General features: G+C 36.6%; 15 protein-coding genes. 12 read left to right on the top strand and 3 right to left on the bottom strand.

Features of this window, described 5'->3' with window-relative positions:
• Positions 1–187 precede the first annotated feature (187 nt).
• Genes ACQKNS_RS24360 through ACQKNS_RS24350 form a run of 3 tightly spaced genes read left to right on the top strand, consistent with a single transcriptional unit; the run spans position 188 to position 3,106 of the window.
• Positions 188–1,234: a TRAP transporter substrate-binding protein gene (locus ACQKNS_RS24360; RefSeq protein WP_427645825.1), complete on the top strand. Its 1,047-nt coding sequence runs from the start codon at positions 188–190 to the stop codon at positions 1,232–1,234.
• A 44-nt stretch (positions 1,235–1,278) separates the two neighbouring features.
• Positions 1,279–1,767: a TRAP transporter small permease gene (locus ACQKNS_RS24355; RefSeq protein ID WP_427645824.1), complete on the top strand. Its 489-nt coding sequence runs from the start codon at positions 1,279–1,281 to the stop codon at positions 1,765–1,767.
• A 16-nt stretch (positions 1,768–1,783) separates the two neighbouring features.
• Entirely contained in the window at positions 1,784–3,106 is a 1,323-nt protein-coding gene (locus ACQKNS_RS24350; protein ID WP_427645823.1) for a TRAP transporter large permease, read from the top strand.
• A 42-nt stretch (positions 3,107–3,148) separates the two neighbouring features.
• Here the strand turns inward: ACQKNS_RS24350 and ACQKNS_RS24345 are convergent, their stop codons facing one another.
• Positions 3,149–4,813: a sigma-54 interaction domain-containing protein gene (locus tag ACQKNS_RS24345; protein WP_427645822.1), complete on the bottom strand. Its 1,665-nt coding sequence runs from the start codon at positions 4,811–4,813 to the stop codon at positions 3,149–3,151.
• Between the two features lie 181 nt (positions 4,814–4,994).
• Here ACQKNS_RS24345 and ACQKNS_RS24340 point away from each other — a divergent pair, with 181 nt between their 5' ends.
• Genes ACQKNS_RS24340 through aroE form a run of 7 tightly spaced genes read left to right on the top strand, consistent with a single transcriptional unit; the run spans position 4,995 to position 12,795 of the window.
• Positions 4,995–5,978 (top strand): thiamine pyrophosphate-dependent dehydrogenase E1 component subunit alpha, encoded by a 984-nt coding sequence (locus ACQKNS_RS24340; RefSeq protein WP_427645821.1) that lies wholly within the window; start codon positions 4,995–4,997, stop codon positions 5,976–5,978.
• Positions 5,979–5,997: 19 nt separating this feature from the next.
• The gene (locus ACQKNS_RS24335; protein ID WP_427645820.1) at positions 5,998–6,978 is read left to right on the top strand and encodes an alpha-ketoacid dehydrogenase subunit beta; all 981 of its coding nucleotides are present in this window, start codon (positions 5,998–6,000) and stop codon (positions 6,976–6,978) included.
• A 12-nt stretch (positions 6,979–6,990) separates the two neighbouring features.
• Entirely contained in the window at positions 6,991–8,313 is a 1,323-nt protein-coding gene (locus tag ACQKNS_RS24330) for a dihydrolipoamide acetyltransferase family protein (RefSeq protein WP_427645819.1), read from the top strand.
• A 12-nt stretch (positions 8,314–8,325) separates the two neighbouring features.
• Positions 8,326–9,708, top strand: coding sequence for a dihydrolipoyl dehydrogenase (gene lpdA, locus ACQKNS_RS24325; protein WP_427645818.1), 1,383 nt, complete (start codon positions 8,326–8,328; stop codon positions 9,706–9,708).
• Between the two features lie 24 nt (positions 9,709–9,732).
• The gene (locus ACQKNS_RS24320) at positions 9,733–10,485 is read left to right on the top strand and encodes an SDR family NAD(P)-dependent oxidoreductase (protein WP_427645817.1); all 753 of its coding nucleotides are present in this window, start codon (positions 9,733–9,735) and stop codon (positions 10,483–10,485) included.
• Positions 10,486–10,513: 28 nt separating this feature from the next.
• Positions 10,514–11,935 carry an aldehyde dehydrogenase family protein gene (locus tag ACQKNS_RS24315; RefSeq protein ID WP_427645816.1) on the top strand — a complete coding sequence of 474 codons (1,422 nt, stop codon included), beginning with the start codon at positions 10,514–10,516 and terminating at the stop codon, positions 11,933–11,935.
• 26 nt (positions 11,936–11,961) lie between these two features.
• Positions 11,962–12,795 carry a shikimate dehydrogenase gene (gene aroE, locus ACQKNS_RS24310; RefSeq protein ID WP_427645815.1) on the top strand — a complete coding sequence of 278 codons (834 nt, stop codon included), beginning with the start codon at positions 11,962–11,964 and terminating at the stop codon, positions 12,793–12,795.
• A 341-nt stretch (positions 12,796–13,136) separates the two neighbouring features.
• Here the strand turns inward: aroE and ACQKNS_RS24305 are convergent, their stop codons facing one another.
• Positions 13,137–13,337, bottom strand: coding sequence for a hypothetical protein (locus ACQKNS_RS24305; RefSeq protein ID WP_427645814.1), 201 nt, complete (start codon positions 13,335–13,337; stop codon positions 13,137–13,139).
• Positions 13,338–14,069: 732 nt separating this feature from the next.
• On the opposite strand from ACQKNS_RS24305, the gene ACQKNS_RS24300 reads away from it, so the two are divergent.
• On the top strand, positions 14,070–15,761 hold the full coding sequence (locus ACQKNS_RS24300) for a hypothetical protein (RefSeq protein WP_427645813.1): 1,692 nt from the start codon (positions 14,070–14,072) through the stop codon (positions 15,759–15,761).
• 261 nt (positions 15,762–16,022) lie between these two features.
• On the opposite strand, the gene ACQKNS_RS24295 is transcribed toward ACQKNS_RS24300, so the two are convergent.
• Entirely contained in the window at positions 16,023–16,928 is a 906-nt protein-coding gene (locus ACQKNS_RS24295) for a LysR family transcriptional regulator (RefSeq protein WP_427645812.1), read from the bottom strand.
• A 563-nt stretch (positions 16,929–17,491) separates the two neighbouring features.
• Between ACQKNS_RS24295 and ACQKNS_RS24290 the strand changes: the two genes are divergently transcribed.
• Entirely contained in the window at positions 17,492–17,962 is a 471-nt protein-coding gene (locus ACQKNS_RS24290) for a 2,4'-dihydroxyacetophenone dioxygenase family protein (RefSeq protein ID WP_427645811.1), read from the top strand.
• Positions 17,963–17,986: the final 24 nt, after the last annotated feature.

The following is a 17,986-nucleotide window of genomic DNA, read 5'->3' as shown; positions in this document are numbered from 1 at the left end:
AATTATTAAGGAGGTAAATAAAATTGAGTTTGCTGATAGGGGAAAACTGGTGAATTTTATTGTTAATAATGTAAGCGAATTCATCTGAGATGGGAAAAAAATTTTTATAGTAAAAAAGCAAGAGTATTATATTTTGTAAAATAATTCTTTTAATAGGTTTTTGTAAATCAACAAAGGGGGACTTACTTTGGGGAAAAAAAAGCTAAAGTTAATTTTTTTAGCGCTCGTTTCCACATTTTTTATTCTTTCAGGGTGCAGTGCTGGAAAAGAGGCTGGAACGGTTGGTGAAGATGGTGAAAAAGTTATCATTAGAATGGCGAATCTGGTGACAGACAATAACTTTCTCCATACTGGTTATAAAAAATTTAAAGAGGTTGCAGAAGCAGAAAGCAATGGACAAATTGAAGTGCAAATTTACAACAATGGAACCTTAACCCCTTCAGAAGATATGGAATATGAAATGCTTCAAACGGGAGTAATAGACGTTGTAACAAATGCAGGTTTCGTCGTAGCAAGTAACGCACAAGCACCTTCCTTTAACATTTTTGATGTGCCATTTTTATTTTCAAACGAGGAAGAAATGTATAAATTAACAGATGGTGAGTATGGAGAAATCCTAAAAGAAGAATTAGAAAATAACTCAAACGGCTATTATTTAGGAGCATTCAGTATCGGTTCTTTTGCTATTGCAAATAATAAGCAGGAGGTACGCGAACCTTCAGATTTAGAAGGTCTAAAGATTAGAAGTACTACTACACCTCTTCAAGCAAGTACAATTGCTGCAATGGGGGCAAATCCAACGCCAATTTCATATGGAGAAATCTTCACTTCTTTACAACAGGGGACAATCGATGGCGTTCAGACGACTACTCCGTTAATTCATGCGGATCGATTTTATGAAGTTGCAGAGCAATTGACGCTTACAAGACATTTCCCGTTACCTCACATTATGATGGTCAATAAAGATTTTTATAATGGATTAACAGATGAACTGAAAAAAGTAGTAGATAAAGCGGCAAAGGAACAAATCAAATATGCGAGAGAATTAGCGGTTAAAGCTGAAAAAGAAGCGAGTGAGGGAATGAAAGAAGAAGGTGTTAAGGTCGTAGAACCGACGCCGGAAGAGTTGGAATTATTCAAAAAAGCTGTTCAGCCTGCAATCGATAATAACATTGATAAAGTAGGAGAGGAAAACTATGAAATGGCTTTGGAGTTTTTGGGGAAAACCAAATAACTCGACTATAGCAGGACTCAATAAAGAAACTTGAGGTGAGCAATATGAAAGAGGAGAAGACTAAAATTGCAATAGAAGGTTTATTTTGTGTTCTTTTAATGGTCGTAATGACTGCTCTAATGTTTGTAGAGGTTGTAAGCAGATATATTTTTGGTTCATCATTTATATGGGTTGAGGAACTGACAAGATATTTATTTATCTGGCTTACTTTTATAAGTGCTGCTTATGTAACAGCTACAAAGTCTCATATAAAGGTGGATGCGGCAATATCTCTATTTCCAAAAAACATACAACCATTAATTAAAAAAATAGGACTACTTATTTGGTTAGTTTTTTCATTTGTGATTACTTATATTGGATTTAACTATTCGTTATCCATGTTAGAATTTGGTGGAAATTCACCGGCATTAGGACTAGCAAAAGGAATCATCTATCTAGGTATTCCAATCGGTTATTTGATCATGTCTATCAGATTAATAATAATACTTTTCAAAAAAAATTCTAATTCAATCAATCAAGAGATAAAGGTGTAAAGGAGGGGAAGGATTCATGGGTACAGTTACACTGATGTTATTTGGTTTATTAATTCTTTTGGTTTTACTTCAGGTTCCAATCGCTATTGCTTTAGCTGCAGCAAGTCTATTGGTTGTATTAATTGAAGGAACCGTTCCGTTAACATTGTTTATTCAGACGTCATTTAGTTCAATGGATTCATTCCCTTTAGTAGCGATCCCGTTCTTTATTTTAGCGGGTGATATTATGAGCAGAGGCGGCATGGCCAGAAGGTTAGTTGAATTTATACAAAGCTTTGTCGGTTCATTAACAGGGAGTCTAGGTATTATTACGATCTTTGCCAGCTTTATTTTTGCGGCAATTTCAGGATCAGGAGCTGCAACAGTAGCAAGTATTGGGGCTATTCTTATTCCTTACATGCTGAAGAATGGCTACGCTCCTGGTTATGCAGCATCGATAGCTGCCAGTGCTGGGGCATTAGGTCCTATTGTTCCCCCAAGTATTGTCTTTATCCTTTATGGAGTAATGTCAAATTCATCAATTAGTGATTTGTTTATTGCAGGGATTATCCCGGGTATTTTAGTTGCTATCGCATTAGTGATTGTTAATTACATTATTTGTAAAAGGGATGGGTTCGGCGTAGTTGATAAGAAGGCTCTTTTAGAATTGGCAGCAACTGTAGCAGAAAATGAAAAGGTCAGCTTTTGGAAAGCACTAAATGAAGCAAAATGGGCATTGTTGGCTCCAATTTTGATACTCGGCGGGATTTACGGTGGAATCGTAACACCTACTGAAGCAGCTGTTGTTGCCGTTGTATATAGTTTAATTATTTGTACTCTCATCTATCGGGAAATTAATATGAAAAATTTGTTGGATATCTTCTTACAATCAGCTCGTACAACAGGATCTGTTTTAATCTTTGTTAGTGCAGCCTCATTTTTTGGACAAGTATTATCAATTGAGCGAATTCCGCAATTTTTAGCAGAATCCATTCAGGGCTTAACAACGAATCCGATTATTATTTTACTATTAATAAATATTTTCCTATTAATTGTTGGGATGTTCATGGAAACCGTAGCAGCGGTATTAATATTCGTGCCGTTATTGCTTCCTATAATTATTCCTTTAGGGATTGATCCTGTTCATTTCGGTATGATCATTTGCTTGAATTTAAGTTTAGGATTAATTACTCCGCCTTTAGGAATCAATTTATTCATTGGCAGTAATATTGCCAATATCCCATTCGAAAAGACATTTAAATATGTTGCGCCGATTTTTGGTGCTTTATTGGTTGTATTATTGATTATAACTTATGTGCCATCTATTACATTATTTCTTCCAAATTTATTTGGAGGTTGATGAAGAAAAAGAACATCGTCCATTATCGACGATGTTCTTTTTCTATTTTTCAATTTTATACTTTTGCATTTTCCTCACTAGTGTTGATTGATCAACTTTCAATGCTGTTGCAGCTTTCCGAATACTAGGGAAGCTATTGATGGCGTCCCTAATAATCTCCGCTTCAAATGATTCTAAGCGATTTTTTAATGGCTCCAGATTTGATCTATTAGAAGGTGACTCAGATGGTGCTGTATTCACGTTAAATTGCAGACCATCATTAAATTGTAATTCCTTTTGTAAATCATCAAGATCTATTTCGGGGTTTAAACTCATTAAAGCAATTCTCTCCACTAAATTTTGTAATTCACGTACATTTCCCGGCCAATCATAATGTGTAAAGGCATTTAAAGCATCGTTTGAAAATTTTCGGTTAATGCCATATTTATGGTTAATCCCATTTAAGAAATGATAAATCAGTGGAATAATATCATCTTTTCTTTCTTTCAAAGGAGGTATTTTAATAGGGATGACATTTAAACGATAATATAAATCTTCTCTAAATTGGCCATTTATTATCATTTCTGATATATCACGATGTGTTGCTGCAATAATTCGAATATCAACAGGGATGGGTTTTATTCCACCCACACGTGTGATTTCATGTTCTTGTAAAACTCGCAATAATTTAACCTGTAAATGGAGCGGCATTTCACCGATTTCATCTAAAAAGATGGTGCCGTGATTAGCTGCTTCAAATAATCCTGCTTTTCCTTTTTGATTGGCACCTGTGAAAGAGCCGGATTCATAGCCGAACAGTTCCGACTCTAATAATGATTCTGGTATCGCACCACAATTAATTTTAATTAATGGATAATCTCTTCTAAAACTATGACGATGGATTAATTCAACTATCTTTTCCTTACCTACCCCTGAAGCTCCTTGAATGAGAACGATGGAATCAATTTGCGCTACTCTTAATGCCCGGTCCAATACCTCTTTCATGATATCTGAATAGGCAATAATAGATAGCTTTGGATCGTTTTGTTCTTTTAATAACTCTAATTCTTCGTGAATTTGTTGATTTTGTTGCTCTAATTGCTGGATTTCTGATTCAAGCATATTTAAATGGGTTAAGTCTCTTACATTATTAACCACTTTATCGATTTCACCATTTTTATTTCGAATCGGAGCAGCCGAAACTAGGACGGTAGATCCTGTGCTGATTTTTTGTATGATAGTGACTTCTTTATTTTCTTTTAAAGCTCTTAAAGAAGCTGAAGCATCAATTACGCCTTCATCTTCAAGCTCTTTTAAACTTCTACCAATACAATCTTTGGCGGATAAACCTGTAATTTGTTCATAAGATGGATTTTGATGAATGATAATACCCTCATTATCGCAAATAACAATACCATCAAAAGAGGAATTAATAACTTCGTTTAATTCATTTCTTAAACTTTGTAAAGATTCTTTTTCATTCTTTAATCTGACTAACTCATGCATCGGATTAATTAAAACAACAAATTGATTATTGTTAATAAAAGTTGTGACTTCTGCTGGATAATTTATCAAGGTGAAAGATTGGGCGCCTTTCAAAGTCGTCTCAATAATATTTTCAAAATAGTAGTTATATTTTTTTGCTATGGAATTTGAAAACAGGATTTCTCCTTGTTTATTTAATATAAGAATACCAATGATGTTGATTTTAGACAGTATGTTCTCCATAATTCTACCTCCTTGCATCACTATTAAAATCGATGAAATTTTGCATCAATTTAATCAATTATACATCATTTTTTGCAAAAAAATAGAATTACCAAGGAAAATAAGCGTTTAAGAGTTGGCATGTAAATTGCAATAAAATAAATGAGAGGGCTTTCATATAAAATTTAGGAGGTATGAATATATGTCTAACTTAATAAAAGAAGCTTCTTTTTCACCAGCAAAATTAAAAACGATGTTATACGACATGATGGTAATCAGAAGTTTTGAAGAAACAGTGGAAAAATTATTTCAACAAGGGAAAATTCATGGAACGATGCATTTATGTATTGGGCAAGAAGCAACGGCAGTGGGTGCGTGTGTACCGTTAACAAACGAGGATAAAATCACAAGTACTCATCGCGGTCATGGCCATAGTATTGCAAAAGGAACAAAAGTTAAGGGAATGATGGCTGAATTACTTGGCAAAGAAACAGGCTATTGTAAAGGTAAGGGTGGCTCGATGCATATTGCTGACCTAGATGTAGGAAATTTAGGTGCGAATGGTATTGTTGCAGCTGGTTTACCTTTAGGAACAGGTGCAGCCTTAACGTCAAAAATGAAAAATTTAGGCTACGTCGTTGTATGCTTCTTCGGGGATGGTTCTACAAATGAGGGCGCTTTCCATGAATCACTTAACTTAGCATCCATTTGGGACTTACCCGTTGTTTTCTTCTGTGAAAACAATTTATACGGTATGTCAGGGTCGATAAAAGAAATGACAAATATTGAAAATATCGCAGAACGTGGCGCAGCATATGGTATTCCAAGTGAAACGATTAATGGCAACGATGTATTAGAAGTTGTGAAAGCAACAGAAAAGGCAGTTGAAAGAGCAAGAAAAGGTGAAGGGCCAACTTTAATTGAAGCCCACACTTATAGATGGAGAGGGCATTCGCGAAGTGATGCAAGAAAGTATAGAACAAGAGACGAGGAAAAAGAATGGAAGAAAACTAGAGATCCAATTGCTTTATTTAAAGAGCAATTAATTGCAGAAAACGTGATAACAGAAGAAGAATTTATCGAGTTGGATAAACAAGTTCAAGCTGAAATGGACGAAGCAGTAGAATTTGCTGAGAATAGCAAAGCACCAGGTTTAGAAACGTTAGAAACAGACATTTATGCATAATTGAAAGGTGATGAATGAAGTGAGAGAAATTACTTATTTAGAAGCAATTAGAGAATCCATGAGTCAAGAGATGCGCAATGATCAAGATGTTTTTATCATGGGGGAAGATATTGGTATTTATGGAGGGGCTTTCGGATTAACGAACGGTATGATTGAAGAATTTGGCCCGGAACGAGTAAGAAATACCCCTATTTCTGAGGCTGCAATTAGTGGATGTGCAGTTGGTGCAGCTATGACAGGTATGAGACCTATTTTAGAAATTCAGTTTTCAGATTTCGTTATGATTGCGATGGATAATATCGTGAACCAAGCTGCAAAAATGCGATATATGTTTGGGGGAAAAACAAAAGTTCCTGTTGTTGTTAGGCTTCCAGGCGGTTCTGGTGCAGGATTTGCTGCACAGCATTCACAAAGCTTAGAAGCATGGATGACGCATGTTCCTGGCTTGAAAGTGGTACAACCTTCAAATGCTTACGATGCAAAAGGTTTAATGAAAGCAGCGATTAAAGATGATAATCCAGTTTTATTTTATGAGCATAAACTTCTTTACAATACTAAAGGAGAAGTGCCGGAAGAAGACTATGAGATTCCACTAGGTCAAGCGGATGTTAAAAAGGAAGGTACTGATATCACAATCGTAGCGACAGCGATCATGGTTAATAGAGCACTTGAAGCAGCTGAGGAACTTGAAAAAGAAGGTATTAGCGTGGAAGTGATTGATCCTCGTACTTTAGTACCGTTAGATACAGAAACCATTTTAGAATCTGTCAAGAAAACGAGTCGAGTCCTAGTTGTTTATGAAGCGGTAAAAAGAGGCGGATACGGTGCTGAAATTGCCAGTATGATTGCGGAAAGCGATGTCTTTGACTACTTAGATGCTCCAATTAGACGCTTAGGTGGAGTAGCTACGCCTATTCCATATAATCCAGAATTAGAAAAAGCAGCAGTTCCACAGGTGAATGACATTGTTCAAGAATGTAGAAAATTGATGAATAAGTAAGGAGGTGCCACAATGGCATCAGCAGTAGTCATGCCTAAACTAGGCGCAACAATGGAGGAAGGGACAATTGCTTCCTGGTTAGTTCAAATTGGAGAAATAGTAGAAGAAGGTGACCCGATTGCTGAAATTCAAACGGATAAAATCTTGATGGAGATTGAAGCAGAGACGACGGGTGTTTTGCTAAAAACAGTCTACGATGTAGACTCGGTGGTAAAAGTACATGAGGTTATTGCCTATTTAGGTGAAGAAGGCGAAAGTGTAGAAGGCATAGAAAAACATCCATCAAATGCTTCTGATGAACCTGTTGAAGAGAAGAAACAAACGCCGACTGAAGAAGAACCGACAGTTAATGGCAATAAAATCAGAAGAACACCAGCTGCAAGAAAGCTTGCTGAAGATCATCAAATTAATTTAAGCAACATTGTGGGATCCGGCCCACTTGGATGTATTCAAAAAATGGACGTTGAAAATTATTTAGAGAAGCATGCTAAGAAAATCACGCCATTAGCGAAGAAAATTGCTGATGATCAAGGTATCGATTACAACGATATTAAGGGAACAGGCTCATATGGGAAAATTCTTAAGGACGATCTTGTTTCATCAAATTCTACAAGTGAAAAAGATGAGAATTCAATGAACAATCAAGTCAACAAACGAGTGCCATTTAAAGGTATGCGCAAAGTCATAGCAGATCGGATTTCTGAAAGTGCCTATACAGCTCCGCATGTAACACTGTTATCAGAGATAGATATGACTAATTGTGTGTCTCTTCGTCAAGATTTATTACCTGTTATTGAAAAAGCAGAAGGTTTAAGAATATCTTTCAATGAAATTTTGATTAAAGCAACAGCCTTTGCTTTAAAGCAAAATCCAAGCATTAATATTTCATTAGAGGAAAAAGAGATTGTCTATCATTCGAATATAAATATCGGTATGGCTGTGGCAGTACCAGATGGCTTGGTCGTTCCAGTTCTTAGAGATGTAGACCAAAAAGGTCTAGCAGTTATTACAAAGGAAGCTAAAAGTATTGGAAAACAAGCTCGTGATGGACAACTTTCTCCTGACGATATGCAGGGAAGCACGTTTACAATCAGCAATTTAGGGATGTTTGCTGTTGATGGCTTCACACCGATTATTAATAGTCCAAATGCTGCTATTTTAGGCGTAGGACGTATTCAGAAAAAGCCAGTTATCGTGAATGATGAAGTAGCCGTTCGATCAATGATGAGCTTAAGCTTATCTTTTGACCATCGCATTATTGATGGTGCTCCGGCAGCAGCGTTCTTAACTGATTTAAAAGATGTACTAGAAAATCCATTCAAATTAATGATATAAGGTGGTGACAACATGATGTCGTATGATGTAGTAATTGTCGGTGGCGGTCCAGGAGGATACGTTGCCGCGCTTAGGGCTGCCAAAAACGGTAAGCGGACAGCGCTTGTGGAAGCGGATTATTTAGGTGGTACTTGTTTAAATAGAGGCTGTATTCCTTCCAAAACTTTATTAAAACATGCAGAAATTATCGAAGAAATTGAAAAGGCGAAAAACTGGGGAATTAAAATAGATAATCTGAGCTTTTCATTGAAAGACATGTTTGCACGGAAAGATAAAGTGATTACGACTCTAAGAAGAGGCATTGAACATTTATTAAGTGCGGGGAAGATCGATGTCTACAAAGGATACGGTACCATTCACGCTGATAAGAAAGTAACAGTTCAAACCGGAAATGAGACGAAACAAATTACGGGTGGAAAAATTATTATTGCGACAGGCAGCCAACCTGTCGTGCCGCCAATTGATGGCCTTGATTCTGTGAATTATCAAACAACAGATTCGATTTTTGATATTACAGAGATCCCTCAATCCATTGTGATTGTTGGTGGAGGGGTCATAGGGGTAGAATTTGCTAACATTTTCGCTAGTTTAAAAACAGAAGTTACTATTGTTGAACTCGGTGATCGAATTATCCCAACAGAAGATGAAGATGCTTCGAAGGCTTTACTCAAAAGCTTAAAGAAAAAAGGAATTAAAGTTTTAACGAAATATCAAGTGACATCCATTAAAGAAAGTAAGAATGAAAAAGAGTTAAGTATCACCTCGCAGCAAGGTAAAACAGAGACCCTTATAGCAGATGAAATACTGCTGGCTGTTGGCCGTAAACCTAACCTCTCTGCTGTTTCTGAACTGGATCTTAAAATGAATGGCAAACATATCGCAGTCAATGATTATCTAGAAACGAGCAAAAAAGGTTATTTTGCTGTAGGTGATGTGATTGGAGGGCTACAATTAGCGCATGTCGCTAGCGCTGAAGGTTTAACGGTTGTTGAGAATCTAGATGAAGAAAAAGAAAAGATGAATTACAAAGTGATGCCTCGCTGTATTTATACATCCCCACAAGTCGCTAGTGTGGGGATGAGTGAAGCGGAACTGAAAGAAAAGTCAATTAAGTATAAGGTCAATAAATATTCTTTTTCGGGTAATGGAAAAGCTTTGACAATGGGTGAAACAGAAGGATTTTCTAAAGTGATGATTGATGAGAAATATGGCGAAATCTTAGGCGTTGTTATGGTAGGCGCTCATGTAACTGAAATGATTGGTCAATCCTCTGCTTATATGTATCTAGAAGGGACGGTTGATGAGCTTGCGCAAATGGTACAACCTCATCCATCCCTCTCTGAAGTATTAATGGAATCTGCCAATGCACTTATTGGAAAAGGGATTCATTCTTAACGATTAATTAGGAAGGATGAAATTATGTTTAATTTACATGGAAAAAAGGCGATTATAACGGGTGGTGCTCAAGGATTAGGATTTTCAATGGTAGAGGCTTTTCATAATGCGGGTGTTGAAGTTGCTGTGATCGATATTTCTGATGAAATAGTTAATATTTCCAATAAATTAGAAGCTGGGGATGCAAAAGTTCATGGTGTTAAAGGGAATTTATTAGACATGGACAGCTTAAGACAGTCTTTTAAAGAGGCTTTAGAGAAACTAGGCGGCACAGTTGATATTTTAATTAACAGCGCTGGGTTAATTGAGAGAAAACCTGCATTAGAATTTTCGCTCGAAAGTTGGAATAGAATTCTAGGGCTGAACGTAACTTCTGTTTTTGAATTGTCTAGATTAGCTGCGGTTGAAATGAAGAAGCAGGGATCAGGGAAAATCATTAATATGGGATCTATCCTTTCAGTATTAGGTGGTTTTAATGCAGCTGCTTATTCGACTAGTAAAGGGGCAGTCTTACAATTAACAAAGTCTTTATCGAATGAGTGGGCGGAATTCGGTATTCAAGTGAATGCCATTGCACCAGGCTATATGTTAACGACGATGAATACGGATTTGATGAACGATGCAGTAAGAGGACCACAAGTGGAAGCTAGAATTCCTGCTAAAAGATGGGGAACACCTGAAGATGTTGCTGGCGTTGCTTTGTTTTTAGCTGCTCCTGCTTCTAATTATGTGACAGGCACATTAATTCCTGTAGATGGTGGCGTATTAGGAAGGTAAATAGAATTTAGAGGGAGTGTGAGATGGATTGAAAAAGAAATTATTTATTAATGGTGAATGGATTGAATCTGAACAATATGCAGATTTATTTTCTCCTTATTCGGAAGAGAAAATTGCAGAGATCCCTCAAGCATCAGAAAAACAAGTAGATGCTGCTATTGATGCTGCCTATAATAATCGAGAAGTAATGGCAAAGTTAACAGCATATGAAAAGGCTGAAATACTAGAGAAATTAGTCAGTTTGTTAAAAGAAAACAGATTAAAGGCTGCTCAAATTATTTCTATGGAATCTTCCAAGCCTTTAAAGTTCTCTTTAGGTGAAGTAGACAGAACGATTGAAACATATAAGTTCGCAGCAGAAGAAGCTAAACGCATTCATGGTGAAATGGTTCCTTTAGATGCCGCAAAAAACGGTGCGAATAGACTAGGATATACGTTAAGAGAGCCGATTGGCGTCGTCGCTGCCATTACACCATTTAATTTTCCGATGAATCTAGTTGCTCATAAAGTGGGACCAGCCATAGCAGCTGGGAATACAATTGTCTTAAAACCAGCATCTCAAACTCCTATATCAGCTTATTTTCTTGCCGAGTTATTGGAAGAAGCAGGAGTACCAAAGGGTGCCTTTAATGTTGTGACTGGAAGTGGACGTTTAGTTGGGGATAGACTAGTAACAAGTGATAAGGTCAGCATGGTTACTTTTACTGGTAGTCCAGAAGTAGGGATAGGTATTAGAAATAAAGCGGGTTTAAAGAAAGTAGCATTAGAACTAGGTTCTAATGCTGGTCTTATCATAGATGAGGGAGTGGATGTAGATAAGATCATCCCGAAATGTGTACTAGGTGCTTTTTCTAACCAAGGACAAGTCTGTATCTCTCTTCAAAGAATTTATATTCATGAACATTTACTTGAGACATTTACGGCAAAATTTAAAGAGGCAACAGAGAAACTTGTATTGGGAGATCCGTTAGCTGAAAACACAGATTTATCATCGCTTATTTCTAGAGAAGAACAAGAAAGAGGGAAAGCTTGGATTGATGAAGCTGTAAAAGATGGTGGGCAGGTCATTACAGGTGGTGCAATTGAAAATAATATTCTTTTACCGACTATCATCGTTGGTGTAGAATCCCATTCAAAAGTTTCTTGCCAAGAAGTGTTTGCACCGATTGTCACGATTAATCCTATTAAAAATGTAGATGAAGGCATTGACTACATCAACGATTCAAGATATGGGCTACAGGCAGGAATTTTCACAAAGGATATTCACACGGCTTTGCATGCTTCTAAGAAACTTGAAGTAGGTGGCGTTATGATTAATGATATCCCAACGTATCGAGTAGACCAAATGCCATATGGTGGTGTTAAAGAAAGTGGTAATGCGCGTGAAGGGTTGAAATATACGATTGAAGAAATGACAGAAATGAAATTAGTCGTTTGGAATCAAGAATAATATATTTTGTTTAGTGAGGAATTTACATGAGCGAATTATTTGGCATAATAGGAAACCCGATAGCGCACTCTCTGTCACCCTTAATTCAAAATGAAGCCTATAAATTAAATAAAATGAATGCTCATTTTCAAGCTTTTCACGTAGAGCATGAAGATTTAGAGACAGCCATAAAGGGAATGAAAGCGATTGGCATAAAAGGATTTTTGGTAACAGTCCCTTTTAAAGCTAAAGTGATCCCGTTTTTAGATGAAATAGACCCAATAGCCGAAAGAACGCAGGCAGTGAATGTTGTCCAATTGATTGATGAAAAGTATGTTGGATACAACTTTGATGGAGAAGCATGTCTTAAAGCTATTTTAGAAGATATGGGCAAACCAAGCTTAATGAAGGAAAATATCCTCATTTTAGGTGCTGGGGGTGCTGCCCAATCCATTTATTATACGCTATCACAATTTGAAGATGTACGTATCGATATTGCTAATCGAACGCTTGAGAAAGCGGATGCAGTAAAAAAATTAAGGGCACATCACAAACATACACATGCTATTTCTCTTGAGGAAGCCGAAAACAAGCAAGACCAGTATGATATTATTATTCAAACAACATCGATTGGGATGTGGCCAAAAACAGACCAATCGCCTATTAACATAACTCATTTAAAAAAAGATGCATTTGTTTCGGATATCATTTATAATCCTGCAGAAACGAAAATATTAAAACGAGCTCGCGAAAATGGAGCACGGACACAAAATGGTATAAAGATGCTAGCTTCACAAAATGCACTCTCGATTGAAAAATGGACTGGCCATAAAGTAAATGATCAAAAGATGATCGAGTCACTTGAAGAAGCTTTAAGTTAAGTGTCTTTTATTTTAGATAAAAAGCAAAAAGGATGAATGTGTGTAGGACTGTGCGGTGGAGGAATTGCCCTTTATCTTTAAACGGGAGTGGGCCCCCTTGAAGGGGTGATGATCTATTTCGCATAGAGAAAGAGTTTATCGATTAAAATTGGGACAGGCTGACCACAGAATTGTTCTATGATATGTTCATTTTGCTGATACAACTGTTCAGGAAAAACATGCAAGTCATGGGTTCTTTGGCTCTGAAAATATAATTAGTCGAAAACGTGATAACAAGCGAACTAAATAATCAGAGAAACGGACACCGTAACCAATGTACGGTGTCTTTGTTTTCCTGTAACTTAAAAAGACAGTTCCGTTTCATCATCTGATGAATCATCTGAAGTGGCGGCTATTTCATCTGATATTCCATCCAACTCAGCCACGACATTTTCCAATTTAGGAATGAGCAATCGCAGTTTATCAATATCATCAATCGTGGCTTTTAGAAAGTCTCCACCTATGCCAAAATATTTGTCTGAAATTTCATTAGCAATTGACATTTTATTCGCTAAATAAAGTTCTTTTCAATCGAACTGCGAAGTGTACTGTGCATAGTCGGCCAATATGCAGTCTTGATGCAAAAAACGAAATTCCTCCGAGAAAAGATGTTAACAGGAAGGTTGTATTCTATTCGTACCATTAAGCGGTGATAGTGCCTATTGTTACTCCAATCACGTTTGTAAGAGTAAAGCCACGAATGATATAACAAGTCCACGTTTAGCGATCGGCATGGTTTCACTTGCAACAACCATGCAAGTGAAATTAAAACTCCTGTTACAATCGCAATCATTCGAAAAGCGAGTAGCATGATCTAGCTCGTCGAAATCACTCACAAAGCATTTAGGATAATGAACAAACCTATCAAAAACAACATACACTCATTGGAAAAAGGCTTGTTGCCGACATCACGAGTGGTGTGGAAATGGCAAACACAATCGAAGTGACAAAGGCAGAACTTGAAAAAGAATTTCAAAAGACTAATAAAGAAGTGGAGACATGGAGAAGAGGCGGATGCAATATATATCACTATAGATAAAGCAGATCACCATCAACAGAAGAAGTACAATAATAAGAATATCTTTTTTGTCTCAACTGTTCTTTACATTGAGGAGTTACAGGTTAATACATCTGACATCTAGATAAAAAAATTCCAATAGATTAAAAAATTGGGAAGATTATTTGTGAAACATGGTAGAATAATATTCTAGTAAAAATGTCATAGGGGGAATTTAATGATGAAAAAACACTTAATGGCAGCAAGTGCTTTTTTGGGGGTACTATGTCTCATCTTGGTTAGCGGAGCCTTGAAGGTTTCAGCAAACGTTGGACAGGAAACCATGCAAACAGCAAAGCCCATTAATGTAAATGCTGTTAATCATGCAATTCTTAATGGAAATGGAGATTACGAAGATTATTGGAAATTCACGCTGACAAAACCGGGGCAAGTCACCTTTAACATGAATAACTATCCGGGATATGCATGGGATTTTGAAATCCTAGATGGTAGTGGAAATGAGTTTACAGATGGAACAACAGATGACAGCAATAAAGCCATGGGTGTGACGGCAAGGAAAATAGGATTGCCAGCTGGTACATATTACGTACATATTGAAGATGATTGGAATTCTATTAACAAAACCTATTATTTTGCTGTTAATTTTGCTGAAAATGCAAATGTGGAATACGAATTCAACGATAGTTCAAGTGCAGCAAATAAAATTAAATTAAATACACCTTACGTGGGTGAGATACAAAATTATAATGATGAGGATTATTATAGATTCACCCTTCCTGAAAGTGGAGCTGTCACTCTCAATATGAGTCAGAAGTCTGGTAACGGATGGAATGCGAGTATTTTAAATTTAGAGGGTGAAGTGCTTAGTGAGTTGACGACAGAAAGTTCTTCGAACGTCACAAAACCGACGGAACGGACGGTCGGGCTACCTAAAGGTGATTACTTAATCCATATTGAAGACAGTTGGGGTTCAACTTACCAGCCCTATGCCTTTACCGTGAAGTTCGCAAAGTCAACTACCTATGAAAAAGAATTCAATAACAACGCCCAGCAGGCAAACAGTATTGGGTTGGGCAAAAACTATTATGGAAATCTCCAAGATTACAATGACACTGATTATTTTACGTTTTTCCTATCAAAACCATCAAGTGTATCTCTAGAGATGGGAAGGAAGCCATCTGTTAGTTGGTATATGAACCTCTATAATTCAAATGGTGATGAAGTGGGATCCTTTAATACGAAGTATGACCAGTTTGCAAGGGGGATAGAATCGAAGAAGTATTCCCTTCCTGCAGGGCGGTACTATATATCGGTGGATGATTATTCAAACACTCGTAATTATAAATACCAACTGGCTGTAAAAGTTCAAACGCCGTCTATTAGCAGTAAGTCGGTACAAATAACAAATTATGTAGGCAAATCGGATAGCGTGAAAGTGAGTACCCTGGCTAAAGGCGATGTAGTGAAGTTGTTCGATTCGAAAGGAAAGCTATTTGCTACATCTAAACCAGTTTCAGGTTCCTCTACAACTTTTAGCATCAAACAATTAGGAAAGAATGCTGGTTTTATCTATGTGTCAAACACACGAAGTGGAATGCTTGAGAGTTCTAGAGTAAAGGTATCGTTTAAAGCAGAACCGAAGACACCTAAGCCAAGCGCTTCCAACATTACGATTAAGAATAATAAGGGTAAATCAGATACAGTAATAGTCAAAGGATTGAAAAAAAGCGATGTTGTAAAACTCTATTCATCCTCCGGGAAGTATCTATCTAGTAAAACATCCACTTCTTCCTCTGCTACCATTACGGTCAAGCAGTTAGGTAAGGGCTCAGGTTCTGTATATGTAACAGCGACACGCCCTGGAATGAATGAAAGCGACAAAGTGAAGAAAACTTTCAAAGCAGAATAATGCATATTAGAGTTCGGAAAAGGGGGCGGCACTCAAATTGAGAGCCGTCTTTTTAGTATAAAGAAGGGAATTAGTCATTCTTAAATAGGATGGCAAATTTGTATTGGAATTATGGATCATCTCATTTTTTTCGTCTCATAAGTTAAGATTATTTTTTGCAATGAGATTCAATAAAAAAAACCTCTATAAGAATGAGCTTAGAGGCTTTTTCTGAATGTGACTGATCCTGGACAATCGTATTCAGAGATCAAAATAAATCCCCTAATAGTTATCTATTAGGAACTGGTCTTTCAAATGTTTTAAGAATGTTTTAGTGGATTTCTTAATCATTCTTTCTTTCAATCTTACCCATCCTATGGATAATGATGTATTGGAATATTGTGATAACTCAATCGGAATAACTTTCCCCGATGATACATAAGGATTGTTTCTTAAGAATATGTCAGATGTAACGCATATGGCTAATCCTTCTGCAACGTATTGTCTAATCAAATTAACATTATTTGTAACACACAATACATTCAATTCCCCGTATTTTTTAAAAAAATTATGCATTTCCTCTATCATTTCTTTTGAATCATATAAAATGATAGACTGATTGAGCAAATTTTGGGGCGTCAAGTATTCTTTAGAAGCCAATGGAGAGTCTTTGCTTACACAAATTTTCGCTTTACTATTTAATAGCACTTCAGATTCTAATTCCTCATCCTCTAGTATCTGTTTAGTGATATACGTAAGCCCGATATCTACCGACTTCTTTTTGATTTTTTCAATAATGATTTGTGAAGGAGCTTCTTTTATTTCAATTTGGATGTGTGGGTTATCCTCAGTAAAGGACGAAAGGTTTTTAAATATAGATTCTATAAGAAGTGGATATACGGATATTTTCAGATCTCTAAGCGCTTGAAACGATTGTGTTTTTGCTGTTTTCCTGAATTCTTGAAGTTTGATTATTACCTCATACGCTTTTTCAATTACAGCTTTTCCTTCCTTAGTTGGTAATGCTCCTGACCGTGACCGGTTAAATATTTTGATCCCTAATTCCTCTTCAAGCTTTCCGATTGATTTACTGATACCTGATTGGGTTACATGAAGGTTTTCTGCCGCAACAGAAAATGAACCGGTTTTTGCTATTTCTACGATATATTCCAATTGCTCAATATGCATGGATCATTCCCTGTATCCTTATATATATTTTATTATGAATCCTTCCATAAATAGATCCCGTTCAATCAGATAACGCTCCTAAATGTAATCGTTTACTCATAATTAAATACTACAACCAAGTGGTATCATAGTCAATTTTAATTTAGAAAATTGAAATAATTAAACATAGTAGAGAGCAGCTCCCTGATACATCTTCGACTTCTCTATAAAAGTCTAGAAGACTTGTCAGACCTTCTAGTTTATGTGATGGATGGACGGTCTGTATTCCCAATTATGGAAGAAACCAAAACCTTTGAGCGGGTCAGAAGAAATGGTGCAGATGGGTTTGCAGGAAATTATGATACTGCCCATTACTTGCATTCTATATGATTGTTAGTCATGTTTATCATGACTAACAACTGTTTTATCAGAAAGAAATTAATTGGTACACTACACTCAAGAATATATTGAATATTCTAAAAATATAAAGGGTAGGAGGTTTTCACTCCCAATATAATATTCTTTTCGCTTAAAGTAGCTAAGAGAGAAAAAGCCTAAAAACAAATGGGAAGAGGGGAATATTAATGAAAATTACAAATAACATACTAGCGTCTAATTATGTTGATCCGAAGGAGTTGCCTTGGGTTCCGACTGGATTAGGTGGTATGGAAACAAAATTATGTAAGGTAAACCCAATAACAGGTCAATATATTGTACTTACTAAAAGCCCTGGGGGTGATCAAGACGTTCCTGCCCACCTCCACCATGGCACTGTTATTGTCTATACTATTCAAGGTAAATGGAAGTATATTGAAGATGGATGGGTATCGGGACCAGGGGACGTTGTATTTGAACCTGCTGGTTCACTGCATAGGCCAGTGGCTATGTCTCAAGATGAAGATATAATAACATTTGTTGTTATAGATGGCGCACTGGAATTTAAAGATGAAAACGGTAACACCTTATTTACCAGTAATTCGCAAACAGTATTGGAGAAATACCACGAATATTGTTCAGAAAACGGTATCAAACCGGTTGATGTAACAATATATTAATTCAATTCTTATCCGGATGCTAGT

Source organism: Peribacillus sp. NPDC094092 (assembly GCF_050279365.1).
Classification (GTDB): domain Bacteria; phylum Bacillota; class Bacilli; order Bacillales; family DSM-1321; genus Peribacillus.
Note: the sequence above shows the minus strand (reverse complement) of the source record. Positions and strands in the feature narration are given on the sequence as shown.